The organism is Micromonospora sp. CA-249363, assembly GCF_050950185.1.
Lineage (GTDB): Bacteria > Actinomycetota > Actinomycetes > Mycobacteriales > Micromonosporaceae > Micromonospora.
The window spans coordinates 2,972,435-2,985,137 of sequence record NZ_CP192020.1; the positions used below are offsets into that span (position 1 = coordinate 2,972,435).

The window sequence follows — 12,703 nt, forward strand, 5'->3', positions numbered from 1 at the left end:
CGTTGCGCACATGCGAATTTGCGCCCGATTGTCGATAAGTGCACCTGTACATATTGACAAGAGTATGGCAGCATGCGCTTATGCCGGTCCCAATGAGAGATTCAGGGTTTAGTCTAGACAAAACTCACCTCCTTTCACTGATCGGTGGTCCTGTTGAATTGCCAGCAAAGTGGTTTGCGGAGGGCGGCGGCAGGCCGCTACCTCGACTGCTGGTTGCCGCCGAATCCGGGTGCAACTGGACCTTGTTAAATTCATGCCACCTTCGACACGACTGGAGGGGTTGCAGGTGAGTTGGAATCTAAAAAAGTCGCGAGGGCTCTTTTTCGCGCGAACCAACGAGCCGCCCGTAAGCTACTGGGCAAATGAAAAGATTGCATCGCTCATAAGATCGCGCGGGCGAAGTGTGCCGCAGTACCTCCTTGATTGGAATCCCTTAGCCGAGGGTGTGCGGTCAAATTGCCCACTCTTGGATAAGCAGCTTAATGAAATGATCCAGCTCTGCGATCGGCGATGGCGAGCAAGAGCGCAGAATATTTACGCTGGCAGAACGTTTAGCGATGAAGACCTTGCCCTCGCGGATCAAAATGTTCGTGGGGGAATGGTCGCCATTTCAAGCCACTTCACCTCCATCATGTTTGCCTATTCGGCTATGTACGGAACCTTCATGAAGAGCGTCGACGACGCACTGCAAAGAAGCCCCGAAGAAGCCGAGACGGTCCAGCGCGCACTTCATGCCGAGTTTGAACGGATCATCGAGGGATACCGAATTGGCGGGCTTCTGGCGCTGGACGGATCATTCTTGATGGCGTTCGACAAGCAACACTGGGACGCCGCTGACGCGCTGTGTCGGCGCGCTGAACAGTGGGTGCTTGCTCATGAGGTTAGCCATCATATGGCCCGGGATATGTCATCGCGCCGGGATAAAGGAATCGAGGCCATCTTGGCTGAGATCTTTTCACGCACATCGCTCCGGTCGAAGTTGGCCGACATGCCGTCCTCTCACCGATGTGAAATAGAAGCGGACCTGCTCGCAACCCTTATCCTGGCCGGACGGTTCACCGAGAGTGGTTACAACCCGGCACTCTTGCAACTTTCCCTACCAGGAGCCGCAATCGGACTAATTACGGTTGCTCACCTTCGGAACGAATGGAGCACCGATCGGGCCGACTCCCATCCAGGATGCGCGGAGCGTCTGTTCATTCTCCTTACTGTGTTGTGCGAATTGTATGGCAATGATAGTGCATTGCCGCACGTTGCTCGATACGCTCATGTCACAATCTACCGCAGTGCGGCAACACTTATGACTTTCGCTCAATGGGCTTATGGCCTGGAGAAATCAGATGAGTTTCCGATAGGTGGGTCCATAAGGTACCCCCAGTTTGAAGCAACTAGTCCTGCGGCAGCGGTGGTTTTGTGGGCCACGCTATTAGGTTATGCGGCCGACGAGTTTGAGAACCCGGCCGACGGAACGGTCTAACCGGTGGCGGCTAAGTTGGCGCAGCTCTGTGTGAGAACTTTCTGTACGAGATCAAGGCGGCCCGCTTCGCAGGCCGCTCGCGCCGCCGACCAGGGGCCGACCCGGAGGGTCGCCGCTCGGGGACCCCGCCGCCCTGGCGCAAGCGCCCGGCGACACCCCAGCGGTTATAGCCCCGCCGCCGGCGCGATGGCAGATAGCAAAGGACCCCGCGCCGCCTAGAAAAGATCCGGTGGCTCGGGGCCTTCCTCGCAGTGTCCCAGGGGTAGTCATCGTCGTGAGTGGCCGGGCGGAGCGCCTGCATGGCCAGCTTGCCAAGCCTGACCTCGATCGCACTCGGCTGACGGCCAAACTGCTCAGCAAGGTCCTCGACGCTGCCGCCGTTGCGGTATCCAGCCAACAGCCGAGAGTCCTCAGCCGCAGTCCAGCGCTCATAGGCGTTCGGGTAGCGCGCCCGGATCTCACTGATCGTCGGCCGGGCCGTCGCAGAAGGCTCATCCATTGACCTGAATATAGGCGCTGCGTGTGACGCAACCTCAGCGCGTAAGAGCGTGCCTCCGGCGGGGTGCTCGGGCACTCCAGGATGGTTGGCGCCATTCCGACAACCTCCGTCCGGGCGGAGCCGAGCGGGCAGGCCCCACCCACTCGACGATGAGCGGACGAAGGCCGACGGGATGACTTGGGGCGCAACCTGAGGGAAGGGTCTGACAAAACGTGCCGGTCAGCAGGGGTCACGGACCGTCGACCTAATCCTTTCCGAGGATTCAAAGTCGCTACTCTGCTAACCGTCGTATCCCTCGCTTTAGGCGGGAGTGATAGGATTTCGCTCTCCGAAGCGGCGCATCACTCGTAACGCCTCCCACCGATTTTGTGCCTCATCAGTCAGCACGTATGCCTGAAGAACAGCAATAGCGCTGCGGCGATATGACTTATGCTTCGAAGCTATTCTCTCAATCGAGAGGATGCCGGCGGTCTGCACTATTCGAGAATTGTTGGACATCTTGTCTGCCGCTGAATCGAACTGCGAATTCAGTCGATCAGTTTCTGAATTGAAGTGGCTTCTAAATGATAGAAGAAGTGCACCCGCGCCGGCCGTGCCGGCGAACAGAGTGATGCCGGTTTTAACGGCATCAAATCTCAGTTGGGCCGCCGCCTCCTTCGGTGCACTAGATGCCTCTCTGAACATCAGCCATGTAGCCAGCAGCGTGAATCCGAGCGCAACGCAGACGGTCAGTGTAATTAGAAGCCATGGCACCGGCTTGACGCCCCTGCGGATTTGCGCCCGCTGCCAGACGTAGTACACGATCAAAAATCCGATGAACACTAGCGAGGCCAGTTGCTGGCGTTCGGTGAGCAAGTTGTCGATGGACGCCTTGCCTCCCGCGTACCACTTTTCGGTCGCGCTTACGGCCGAATTCCAATTGTTGTAACCGCAGCAAATGACAAAAATTGCGACGAGCCAGAAGATTAGCGCATGTCGCACTCCCCGGTTCCGGTCCTCGCTTAGCCAGTCGAGAACCCCAAAAGCTCGCGACTCCCAAGCCGGGCCATCGTCGGCCCTGTCGTCAGCTTCGTCGTCAGCGTCGCCTGCGGGATCGATCGGCAGCCTGTGGTCCTGGTCCTCGGCTTCGCTCGTCACGTGGTCAGTGGTAACGATTCCGGTCGTGCCGTCAAGACCTTTGGCGGAAATTTTACTTACTACGAGGCGGCCCGATCGCGTCGGTACTCTTCGCACTCATGGCATCCCGGAGCAAGCCGAGCCTCTGGCGGTATTGGGGGTACGGCGTCCTGGCTGTGCTCCTCCTGTCCCTTGGTAGCAACGCGTTTGGTCCCGGCATCTACGCGGTCCTCGTCGGCCTATTGATCCTCTTCGTGCTGTTCCAGGCGCCGGTGTACTGCGGCGCGATCAACCGGAAGCGCGGCGGCGCTGTGGAGTTCTGCCGCAACAACTCGACCGGCCTAGTCATGGGCTGTCACCTTCGACAACACAAGTGGCAGAAGTTCGGGCGTGACTGGTGGTCTCTCGGCTGGCGCGAGAAGTCGAAGGGCATCTGGACAGGGGCGTCTGCGAAGCTGGCGACGGTCAGTGGCCTCGTCGGCACGGTCACCGGGATTATTGGGGTTTTCAAGTAGGTGCGGCCTGCCGGGCGGCCGAAGGCAGCGGGCATCGTCGGCAAGATCGTCGGGCGCAGATCCGGCACAACTGAGGCCGAGAAGAGCTGTAAACGGCTGTCATGCAATGGAAGACTTCGCGTTATTGGAGAGGGAAGGTCAGGCCGCCCGCAAGATATATCGGGGAGCGTCGGCCACGGGCGCGGATCGCCGCACTAACTCGGGTGCTGACATTTTCGGGGAGGTGACGCTCGGTCTCGTCGCACGAGAAGAATGCTGCGTCCTCCAGCTCTCCTCCCGGCAGCTTGAAGCCGTCGGGGCCAGCGACGGACCCGCAATCGAACGTGAAGCTGACAATTGCACGGGGACGCTGACCGGTCGGCGGCGCCCAGTCGACTATGAGGAGATCGCCCACCGTCAACGCGACGCCTAACTCTTCTCGGATTTCGCGGGCGCAGGCATCATGCGGGTACTCGCCCTCGTCCACGTAGCCGCCCGGGAAGGCCCAGTGGTCGCGGTACGTGGGCTTGACAAGCAGCACGTTGCCCGCCGGGTCGGTGATGAAGGCCGCAGCGGCAGCGTAGAAGGAAGCCAGGTTGGCGTACCAGGTGGCGGGCTCCGTCCAGGTCACCTCAGTGACGCTAGCGGACTTGCCCAGGTGCGAACTCGGGCTAGATGGCTGCTCGCGCGGCCGTCAGGGCATGCAGGACTTCGCTGCCCTGGGGCGATGACTGCGGGCGGAGGTTGCCAGCGAGTTCGCGGAGGCGTTGACGAAGGCGCATCGACTGGACGCTCGCAACGTCCTGCACCAGTGTCCGGCTCCAGTCACACGCCACGTCGGTGTCACCAGCGCGGGCATGAGTCAAAGCGATGAGCGCAGTGTGCAGGGCGCGGGTTCGGGTGTTCTGGCTGCTGAGGCTAAGCGCGTCGGGCGCGTGTCGCAGGGCCTGCGGATACAGGCCCAGGTCGCCCAGGCATCTCAGCGCGGCCCCGGCCAGGTGGGCCGGAGTAAAGTAGCCGACCCAGCGTGGGCCGGGATCGGTACCCGTCCGGCCGAGAGAGCGCTCAGCCTTGTTGAGGGCGAGTTGGCAGGCCCGCCTCTCGCCCGCCTGTCCGTATGCAGTGGCGGCGGTGGCGTACAGCCGCGCGAGGACCGGGGCCGGGGCACGGCCAGCCCCATCAATGGCAGCTTCGGCGAGCCGAGCGGCCTCCCGAGGATGACCCAGAAACACAGCCTGGGTGGCAAGGTTCGCCAACAGGTGAGCGCCGTGGAGGCGGTCGTCACCGGCCTTCGCAAGCCGAAGACCGAGGGTTACGTGATGTTGCGCCATGGCGTGTTCGCCCGCGTCGTAGGACATGAAGGCGAGTTGACCGGCGAGCGTTGCCGCCGCGCGCATGAGGTCGCGTCCCACCGCATCGGTGTAGGTGCCCCGCAACATCGGCCCGACCTGACGAACAAGAAGGTCGGCCATGACGGCACGGGTGTGCGGAGAACCGCTGCCGTGACGCCGGTCCAGGTCGGTGAAGTGGTCCGCCAGCGCGTACAGCGATTGAACGTCCGTCGAGGTCACCTGCTGACCGCCCTGCCGAGTGACCGACGCGTCAGGCAGGTCATACCGCCAGCCGAGAGCCGCCTGGAGGGCTTTGCCGCTGTCGAAGGCCCCGTCTGTCGTCCGGCCGAGGTGCTTGGCCAGCGTCGCCCAGATCTGCTCGGTCGCATCTATCGCCGCATCGATGCAAGCGGGATAGACGCATGTTCCGGCGCTGGCGAGGGCACCGAATCCCAGCTCTGACGGGGAGATGGGACGCTCGAGCTTGCGAGTAAGTGTTTCGGCCATTGCGGCTTGAACGTTCTCCCCGGGCGTCCGACCGCGCAGCCACCAGTAGACGCTGGCCGCGTCGTACCGCCAGGCGCCCTGCTCTCGGCCGGCGTGGTTGAGCTGGCGTGCGAATGCGGCGTGCGCGTTCCCATAACCAGCGGCAGCCAACAACCCTTCGAATGCTGCATTGGTCACCGGTCGCGCCATGTTCCGCCTCCAGCCATTACGCAACTACCAACAGTGATGAGCCTATGGCTTACCGACGTCCTATGGGGACCCGCGCAACCCCGCGCAAGCCACGTCCTGACCTGCGCAACCGAGCACATCGTTCGCCGTCTGGCCCGTCAGTTCGCGGGCGGCTTCCCTGATTGCAGGGAGTTCATGGGGCGGCAACAGAGGCTGAGTGTCGCGCCCTGGTAGACGGAGGTGGAGATGCCAGGCGACGATTCGACGAGCCGGGGTGAACAGGCTGAAGCGGCCGAGCGGGAGGCTGCCAAGCAGCGGATCCTTGCTCAGGCCGAGGCAGAGCGCGTGCCCGTGGACGACACGACCCGTGCGGTCCCGGACCGGCGGTGGCGGCGTGAGCAGCGATGACCTCCCCATCGGACGACGCGTCGCCGGCTGGCGGGTGCGGCGCTCCATGACCCAGCAGATGCTGGCTGACCGGCTGCGCAGGTCGAAGAGCTGGGTGGACAAGATCGAGCGCGGCGTCCGCCCCCTGGACCGGTACTCGGTCATCCAGGAACTCTCCCGCGTCCTGCGGGTCGACCCGGAGGTACTACTCGGCCAACCGCCCAGCACCCCGAGCAGCACTCCGCCCGGAGTGGACGACATCCGGGCCGCGCTCGCCCGTTACGACGCCCCGCCGACCCCCTCACCGATGCACGAGCTGCGGCGTCAGGTCGGGCACGCCTGGTTGTCGTACCAGCACGCGCACTACCCGGAGCTGCTGCGCGTGGTACCGGGTCTGCTCGACGCCGCCCAGGGCGCGCGGTCGGCGGAACTGCTCGTGCAGGCGTACCGGATCACCTCGTCGCTGCTGGTGAAGCTCGGCGAGGCCGACCTCGCCTGGCTGGCCGCCGACCGAGCCATGGGCGCCGCCGCCGGTGACGATCCGCACCTTGCGGCGATGGCGGCAATCGCGGTGGCCCAGGCGCTACGCGCGTCGGGCCGCGACCGCCTGGCCCTGGCCGCGACGCTCGCCGCCGCAAACCGCATCGTGCCGCAGCGGTCGGCGGGGGAGTGGGCCGTGGGCGGCACGCTGCTGCTCCAGGCTGCCCTCGCCGCGGCCGGCTGCGGCGAGCACCACCGCGCCGACGAGCTGACCGAGCGGGCCGCGGGCGTCGCCACAAACCTTCGGGGGTACGACGATCAGCACCGCACCAGCTTCGGAACGGTCGCCGTCGAGCTGGTGCGGGTGCTGCTGGCCGCCGCGCGGGACAACTCGGTGGAGGCGCTGCGACGGCACTCGATCGTGGTGCGGCGGGAGGGCTGGCGGTGGTTGCCGGCCGAGTATCAGGGCGCGTACCTGCTCGACGCCGCGCGGGTGTACGTGCACGCCGGGGACCTGCGGGGGGCTGCGCGGGCGCTGGTCGACGCGGACAGTGTCGCGCCGGGTGAGGTTCGGGGGCGGCCTCCGGCGCGTACCCTCATCGCCGATTGTGCGCGGGCGCGGCCGGCGCCGGCCGGCGTGGCGCGACTGGCGACGCTGGTCGGCCTCACCCGCTGAATCGGTACGCCCCGCCGAGCTGATCGGCCTCAAGATCCGCGCAACATCAGGGAAACTGCTGTCTCCCGCGCGTCCGAGGCAGCAGTTTCGGTGAAGTAGTGCGCGTGCTCAATCGGGAGTTGTGGTCACGTGGCGGCCCTTCGCCCGAACCCGTTCCATCCGATCGGCGTACCCGCATCGTTCACCACCAACGGCGCCGAGTTCGGCATCGACGAGTCGGCCGCGCCCGCCCTTGGCGAAATCCTCGCCGTGCGCGCCGAGCGGCTCGGTCGCGTCGGTCACCAAGGGCGGTGGGGTGACTCCGCCCCACCGCCCGGCACCGCGTCCATCCTCCGAAGTCAGGACCCGCGACCACTCAGGAGGCAGGACGCTGTCGATGGCTGCTCAGAATTCTACGATGTAGAACCTCTCCCAGTTCCCCACATTGTCTGCCCGCGCGCGGAGCATGCCGTAACCGCTACCCGTGTAGGAGTACTCGGCGGTGACGTACTTGCCGGCTCCAACAGACTTGATATAGCAGATCTTGGCCGTGTCGCAGGTGAACTTGTACTTCTCCCAGGCGCCAATGTTCTTGTTGCGCGCTCGGAGCATTCCCTTCTTGGGGCCGGTGTAATCGACCTCGGTGGTGACGTAATCGCCTACGTACGATTCAATCGAAAAGGTGTCGACATCCGTGTTGCAGACAAAGAAGAGTTCTCTATTGGTGATCGCCGGGGACGTGGCGGTGAGCATCGTCTCGTCCGAACCGGTGTACTCCAGCCGGTTGGTCACGTAAGACTTCGTCTCCACGGACCTGATGCTCATCTTCCAACAGGCACCGCGGTTGCTTGAGGCCCGTTGGGTCGTACCCTGTTGCACGAAATCGATGAATGACGGGGTTTTGCTCGCGGCGGGAGCGGCCATTGCTGTGGTCGTCGTTGCCAGCACGAGCGCTGCCGCTGCCAATGGGACACAGAGCCTGCGGAGTGCAATACCGAGGTTCATCTTCCTGCCTTCTGTGATCCGTCGCGATGACCCGTCCTGCATGGTCGATATCGTCGACCAAGAACTGAGCAAAAAAATTTATCACCGTGGACTAGATGGTCAATTGATCGATCTGAGCGAGTGTCCGAGGCGGCTCGGAATGGGGCGGAACGGGTCCGTCCTTCGACGGGCCAGCCGCACGAGGATCGCGGAGGCCGCCCTCCAGAGGCCGGCCGAGTATCGGGGCGCTTACCTGCTCGACGCTGCGCGGATCTACGTTCGGGCCGGTGACCTGAGCGGGGCGGCACGCGCGCTTGTCGACGCGGACAGTGTCGCGCCGGGTGAGGTTCGGGGACGGCCTCTGGCGCGTACTCTCATCGCTGATTGTGCGTGCGCGCAGCCGGCGCCGGCAGGCGTGGCGCGACTGGCGACGCTGGTCGGCCTCACCCGCTGACCACGCCGTGCGCCGCGTCCTCAGATGGCGGGCACGGGAGGACGGTCGAGCAGGGTGCGGTCGCCGTCGACGCCCTGGTCCAGCGCGGCCGCGACATCCTCGTGCGGGGCTCCGGGCCGGACGGCGCTGACGTCGCCCAGCCGTCGGTAGTGCTGGTCGCTGAGGTCGAGGTCGAGAGACTTCAGGTATTCCTCCAGCTGGGCCGGGGTGCGCGGGCCGACGATCGGGATCATCGCCGTGGAGGCCAGTGCGGCCCGGCGGCGCAGCCACGCCAGGGAGACCTGGGTCGCGCTCACGCCGAGTTCTTCGGCGATCGCGAGTACGGCGTCGACGACGGCGGTGCGCTGCGCCGTGCCCTCGACCGCGTCGCCTCGGGCGGTCAGCCGGCCCTGTGCGCCCTGTCGGTACTTGCCGGTCAGCAGGCCGCCGGCCAGCGGGGAGTAGAGGATCGCGCCCAGGCCGTGGGCCTGCGCCATCGGCAGCAGCTCCCGGTCGGCGGATCGTTCGGCCAGGCTGTACTCGGTCTGGATGCCGACCAGGGGTGCCAGGCCGCGGAGGTCGGCGTGGACCGCGGCACCGGCGACCCGCCAGGCGGGGAAGTTGGACAGCGCGCCGTGCAGGATCTTGCCGGAGCGGACCAGGTCGTCGAACCCGGCCAGGATCTCCTCGATCGGCGTGACGCCGTCGGGGAAATGCGGCATGAAGATGTCGACGTAGTCGGTGTTCAGGCGGCGCAGACTCGCCTCCAGGGACCGGACCATGATCTTGCGGCTGTTGCCGGTCGTGCCGGGGCGGGGCTGGGCCTGCCTGCTCCCGCTGTACTTGGTGATGATCACGAAGTCGTCCCGTTGCCGCCCCAGTAGCCCGCCCAGCACGGTCTCGGCCTCCCCGTCCCGGTAGAGGTTGGAGGTGTCGAACGTGCTGCCGCCGGCGGCGACGAAGGCCTCGAAGATCTGTCGTGCGGCCTCCGGGCCGGCGCCGGCGTCCGAGGTGCTGAAGTTCGCGGTCCCGAGCGCGTACTGCGACACGCGCAGTCCGGTCAGACGGCCGAAGGTCTGGTAGCGCATGGCGGGGCTCCTGAGTTCCGGTGCGAGGAGGTACGCTCACGACAGTAGCAAGAAAACGAGGGGTCACTCTTTATGCCCAGGGTCAGCCAAGCTCATCTCGACTCCCGACGCCAGCAGATCGTGGATGCCGCGCGCGCCCGGTTCGCCACCCACGGCTTCGCCCACACGTCGATGGCCGACATCGTCGCCGAGTCCGGGCTCTCCAACGGCGCCATCTACCGGTACTTCACGAGCAAGGACGAGATCGTCGTCGCCGTCTGCGAACAGGGGACCGACGCCCTGCCGAGGGCGCTCACCGCCGAGGCGGTGGGGGGTTTCCTCGAGTACGTGCGTACCCAGGCCCGGGACACCCACCACGCCCGCCTCGTTGCCCAGATCTACGCCGAGGCGGCGGTGTCGCCGCTGCTGGCGGCCGTTGTGCAACGCCAGCTCGCCGCCATGCGGGCCGCGATCGCCGAGCTGGTGCACGACCGCCAACGCCCGCGAGCCGGCCACATCGCCGAAGCGTTCGTGGCCCTGTCCGCCAGCTACAGCCTGCAACTGGCGGTCCGCGGCGACGTGGACTCCGCCCCCTACGCCGCAGCGTTGATGGCGATCATCAACGACTAGGAGGGCCGGCGTCCGGCCCGCGCGCGGCCCCCAGCTCCCCGGTGATCATGAAGTTGTTGCCTCGACACGCCGATGACGGTGGCAATAACTTCATGATCACCGCGCCCGGGAGGGGCGGGCGGCGGCCTCTGGGATGGTCGAGCAAAGAGAGCGAGCCGTCGTTTTTGGTGTTAGGGTTGATCAGCGTTCCGTCCTCTGGAGGAGTCATGTCGGTAGCTCATCTTGCCGCGATCAACCTGGAATGTTCCGACCCGGCCGACCTGGCCCGCTTCTGGGCCGCCATGCTCGATGGGGAGGTCGCCGTCCGGACACCGGACTTCTGTGCGGTCAAGGCCGGTCCGCTGTTTCTCGGCGCCGTGCGCGTCGACGACTACCGGCCACCGACCTGGCCCTCGGGCGAGCGGTCGCAGCAGATCCACTTCGACCTGGCCGCCGACGACCCCGCCAGCCTCGACGACGCCGAGGCGCGCGCGATCGAACTCGGCGCCGTCAAGGAAGAGCAGCAGTTCGCGCCGGACCGCTTCCGCGTCCTGCGCGACCCGGCCGGCCATCCCTTCTGCCTACGCCGCTGACCTCGCGACGCTGGTCGGGTTGACCGTTCACGACCAGCGGGCACACTCGGCGACGAGGCGTGGGTCGGTGCGTACCCAGACCTCGCCTCCGGCGGCTCCGGCCGGGGCGTCGACCCGTTCGAGGCCGAGGAGCTCGATCAGCGGGAGCAGGGTGGCGCGTTCGGCGCGGTCGTCGTCGACGTCGTGCGAGTCGAAGAAGACGTAGTACTGGTCGCTGGGGTCGACGTAGCCCGAGTCCGCCCAGATCCGGGCGACCTCTTCCAACGCCGCTGCCTGCGTCGTGATCGTGGCGGCGCGGGCGGCGCCGCGGGTCTCCGGCGACGCGTCGAGGTCGGCGAGGTCGGGGAACCACTGGCCGAAGTGGTCGAGGCCGCGATAGCCGTTCTCGAAGAACAGCATCGCGCTCGGAAGGTAGCGGTTGGCCCGGTCGATCCGCAGGTGTGCCGACCGGGGTGGGTCCGCGTCCTCGATCCGGGAGATCACCCCCAGGCGGGGCATGAGCACCAGGCTCTGCCGCGCGGGCTCGTCCCTGATCGTGTACGTGTCGGACTCGCGACCCCGGAAGAACGCGGAGAACGCCACGTAGGCCTCCTGCGGGTCGCCCACCGAGACGTGCTGCGCGGTGCCGTCACCGGCGGTGAAGACGAACTGCTTCGGTCCGGGGCGGTACGGGCGGGCCATGGGTGTCCTTCGGTCACGGGTGAGAGGCCCGCCAGCCTAACCGGGGCCGGGGTTTCCGGGAACGTGAGATACGGGCATGTATCCCAGCACTGCTGGAAGGGGAGAGACAGCAATGTTGGTAACCGGTTATCTCGGCGCGGTGCTCATCGGCGCCCTCGTCGGCCTGCTCGGCCGGCTCATCCTGCCGGGGAGGCAGCGGATCGGCATCTTCGCCACGTTCGTTCTCGGCGTCGGCTCGGCGGTGCTGGGCACGGTGGTCGCCCGGGCACTGCACGTCGACGACGACGCCGGCGTCAAGGTGTGGGTGCTGCGCTGGGACTGGATCGTGCTCGCGATCCAGGTCGGCCTCGCGATCGTCGCCGTGGCGCTGGCGAACATGCTGACGTTCACCCGCCTTGCCGGTGGTGACGAAACCCCTCGTCGGCGGGTCCGTCGCACCAAGGCCAAGCGCGAGTCCTGATCGCCGATCGCACTGCTGCCGGGTGGGGCGGATGGACCCGGTTCCGGGGAACTCGATCGGGGTCCTGGAATGCCTGCCCGACACCCGTGTCATCCGGCGACGGCAGCCTCACCCGGCGGGTGCAGCGCGTTCCGACGCCGCGACCTGCGGCAGGTGACGGGCGAGTTCGGTACGCAGAACGCTCGTCGCCGGCCGAACCAGCCCGACGTTGACCGTGTAGACCGGCTGACCGGCACGGATCCGCGGACGCAGCGTCGTGGCGGGCGGTGTGACCGCTTCCGGGCGCAGGGTCACCTGGAGGACGGCGAACGGGCCCGGACGGCGAATGGTCGCCGACTGGATCGTCTGCCACGGGAGGAGGGCCGATCGTCCCTTCTCGACAAGCCCCAACGCCGGGCCGGTGACGTCGACCGAGGACCAGGTCTTGCGGTGGAACAGAACCGTGAAGGCGCTGAAAGCGACGGCATAGACGACACCTGTGACAACGAGATTCGTGTAGTCGGCCGCCAACTGCCCAGCGATGAGTGCCAGCACGGCCTGGACGAGAATCCAGGCCGGCAGGCCCAGCAGCAGCATGAACACGAACATGAGGCGGGCGGACGTGCGGAACGTCGTCCTGTCGTTCTCGTCCATGCGGGTCCCTCCGTCGACCGTGCCGTCGACTGTAGGACACCTCCCGCACCGCCGATGCCCGTGCGTGCCGTCGTGGGGCACCACGAAGGGACCACTCGCCCGAATGGTCCCTTCGTTGGTCCCTGGGGA

General features: G+C 66.0%; 14 protein-coding genes. 6 read left to right on the forward strand and 8 right to left on the reverse strand.

What is annotated here, in order from left to right; translation table 11 throughout:
- Window positions 1–487 precede the first annotated feature (487 nt).
- On the forward strand, window positions 488–1,477 hold the full coding sequence (locus ACQPZK_RS13650) for a hypothetical protein (protein ID WP_433538652.1): 990 nt from the start codon (window positions 488–490) through the stop codon (window positions 1,475–1,477).
- 799 nt (window positions 1,478–2,276) lie between these two features.
- Here ACQPZK_RS13650 and ACQPZK_RS13655 read toward each other — a convergent pair.
- A complete protein-coding gene (locus ACQPZK_RS13655) occupies window positions 2,277–3,113 on the reverse strand; it encodes a hypothetical protein (RefSeq protein WP_433538653.1) in 837 nt (278 codons plus the stop codon).
- Window positions 3,114–3,211: 98 nt separating this feature from the next.
- Between ACQPZK_RS13655 and ACQPZK_RS13660 the strand changes: the two genes are divergently transcribed.
- Window positions 3,212–3,607, forward strand: a complete 396-nt coding sequence (locus tag ACQPZK_RS13660; RefSeq protein ID WP_425886937.1) for a hypothetical protein — start codon at window positions 3,212–3,214, stop codon at window positions 3,605–3,607.
- Window positions 3,608–3,728: 121 nt separating this feature from the next.
- On the opposite strand, the gene ACQPZK_RS13665 is transcribed toward ACQPZK_RS13660, so the two are convergent.
- Window positions 3,729–4,217: an NUDIX domain-containing protein gene (locus ACQPZK_RS13665; RefSeq protein WP_433538654.1), complete on the reverse strand. Its 489-nt coding sequence runs from the start codon at window positions 4,215–4,217 to the stop codon at window positions 3,729–3,731.
- A 40-nt stretch (window positions 4,218–4,257) separates the two neighbouring features.
- Window positions 4,258–5,613: a hypothetical protein gene (locus tag ACQPZK_RS13670; RefSeq protein ID WP_433538655.1), complete on the reverse strand. Its 1,356-nt coding sequence runs from the start codon at window positions 5,611–5,613 to the stop codon at window positions 4,258–4,260.
- Between the two features lie 373 nt (window positions 5,614–5,986).
- On the opposite strand from ACQPZK_RS13670, the gene ACQPZK_RS13675 reads away from it, so the two are divergent.
- The gene (locus tag ACQPZK_RS13675; protein ID WP_433538656.1) at window positions 5,987–7,135 is read left to right on the forward strand and encodes a helix-turn-helix domain-containing protein; all 1,149 of its coding nucleotides are present in this window, start codon (window positions 5,987–5,989) and stop codon (window positions 7,133–7,135) included.
- Window positions 7,136–7,243: 108 nt separating this feature from the next.
- Here the strand turns inward: ACQPZK_RS13675 and ACQPZK_RS13680 are convergent, their stop codons facing one another.
- The 3 genes from ACQPZK_RS13680 to ACQPZK_RS13690 form a co-directional block, all read right to left on the reverse strand.
- Window positions 7,244–7,417, reverse strand: coding sequence for a hypothetical protein (locus ACQPZK_RS13680; RefSeq protein WP_433538657.1), 174 nt, complete (start codon window positions 7,415–7,417; stop codon window positions 7,244–7,246).
- Window positions 7,418–7,519: 102 nt separating this feature from the next.
- Window positions 7,520–8,161: a fascin domain-containing protein gene (locus ACQPZK_RS13685; protein ID WP_433538658.1), complete on the reverse strand. Its 642-nt coding sequence runs from the start codon at window positions 8,159–8,161 to the stop codon at window positions 7,520–7,522.
- Window positions 8,162–8,572: 411 nt separating this feature from the next.
- Window positions 8,573–9,619 carry an aldo/keto reductase gene (locus ACQPZK_RS13690; RefSeq protein ID WP_433538659.1) on the reverse strand — a complete coding sequence of 349 codons (1,047 nt, stop codon included), beginning with the start codon at window positions 9,617–9,619 and terminating at the stop codon, window positions 8,573–8,575.
- Between the two features lie 72 nt (window positions 9,620–9,691).
- Between ACQPZK_RS13690 and ACQPZK_RS13695 the strand changes: the two genes are divergently transcribed.
- Together ACQPZK_RS13695 and ACQPZK_RS13700 are read left to right on the forward strand one after the other, a co-directional pair.
- Window positions 9,692–10,228 (forward strand): TetR/AcrR family transcriptional regulator, encoded by a 537-nt coding sequence (locus ACQPZK_RS13695; protein WP_433538660.1) that lies wholly within the window; start codon window positions 9,692–9,694, stop codon window positions 10,226–10,228.
- A 206-nt stretch (window positions 10,229–10,434) separates the two neighbouring features.
- Window positions 10,435–10,800: a VOC family protein gene (locus ACQPZK_RS13700; protein ID WP_433538661.1), complete on the forward strand. Its 366-nt coding sequence runs from the start codon at window positions 10,435–10,437 to the stop codon at window positions 10,798–10,800.
- 27 nt (window positions 10,801–10,827) lie between these two features.
- Here the strand turns inward: ACQPZK_RS13700 and ACQPZK_RS13705 are convergent, their stop codons facing one another.
- Window positions 10,828–11,481, reverse strand: coding sequence for a hypothetical protein (locus ACQPZK_RS13705; protein ID WP_433538662.1), 654 nt, complete (start codon window positions 11,479–11,481; stop codon window positions 10,828–10,830).
- Window positions 11,482–11,593: 112 nt separating this feature from the next.
- On the opposite strand from ACQPZK_RS13705, the gene ACQPZK_RS13710 reads away from it, so the two are divergent.
- Window positions 11,594–11,941, forward strand: coding sequence for a GlsB/YeaQ/YmgE family stress response membrane protein (locus tag ACQPZK_RS13710; protein WP_433538663.1), 348 nt, complete (start codon window positions 11,594–11,596; stop codon window positions 11,939–11,941).
- Window positions 11,942–12,049: 108 nt separating this feature from the next.
- On the opposite strand, the gene ACQPZK_RS13715 is transcribed toward ACQPZK_RS13710, so the two are convergent.
- Entirely contained in the window at window positions 12,050–12,574 is a 525-nt protein-coding gene (locus ACQPZK_RS13715; RefSeq protein ID WP_433538664.1) for a hypothetical protein, read from the reverse strand.
- Window positions 12,575–12,703 lie beyond the last annotated feature (129 nt).

Coding starts and splice junctions, on each gene's coding strand:
- ACQPZK_RS13650 (WP_433538652.1), top strand. CDS start 488: ATGATCCAGCTCTGCGATCGGCGATGGCGAGCAAGAGCGCAGAATATT.
- ACQPZK_RS13660 (WP_425886937.1), top strand. CDS start 3,212: ATGGCATCCCGGAGCAAGCCGAGCCTCTGGCGGTATTGGGGGTACGGC.
- ACQPZK_RS13670 (WP_433538655.1), bottom strand. CDS start 5,613: ATGGCGCGACCGGTGACCAATGCAGCATTCGAAGGGTTGTTGGCTGCC.
- ACQPZK_RS13685 (WP_433538658.1), bottom strand. CDS start 8,161: ATGCAGGACGGGTCATCGCGACGGATCACAGAAGGCAGGAAGATGAAC.
- ACQPZK_RS13690 (WP_433538659.1), bottom strand. CDS start 9,619: ATGCGCTACCAGACCTTCGGCCGTCTGACCGGACTGCGCGTGTCGCAG.
- ACQPZK_RS13695 (WP_433538660.1), top strand. CDS start 9,692: ATGCCCAGGGTCAGCCAAGCTCATCTCGACTCCCGACGCCAGCAGATC.
- ACQPZK_RS13700 (WP_433538661.1), top strand. CDS start 10,435: ATGTCGGTAGCTCATCTTGCCGCGATCAACCTGGAATGTTCCGACCCG.
- ACQPZK_RS13705 (WP_433538662.1), bottom strand. CDS start 11,481: ATGGCCCGCCCGTACCGCCCCGGACCGAAGCAGTTCGTCTTCACCGCC.
- ACQPZK_RS13710 (WP_433538663.1), top strand. CDS start 11,594: ATGTTGGTAACCGGTTATCTCGGCGCGGTGCTCATCGGCGCCCTCGTC.
- ACQPZK_RS13715 (WP_433538664.1), bottom strand. CDS start 12,574: ATGGACGAGAACGACAGGACGACGTTCCGCACGTCCGCCCGCCTCATG.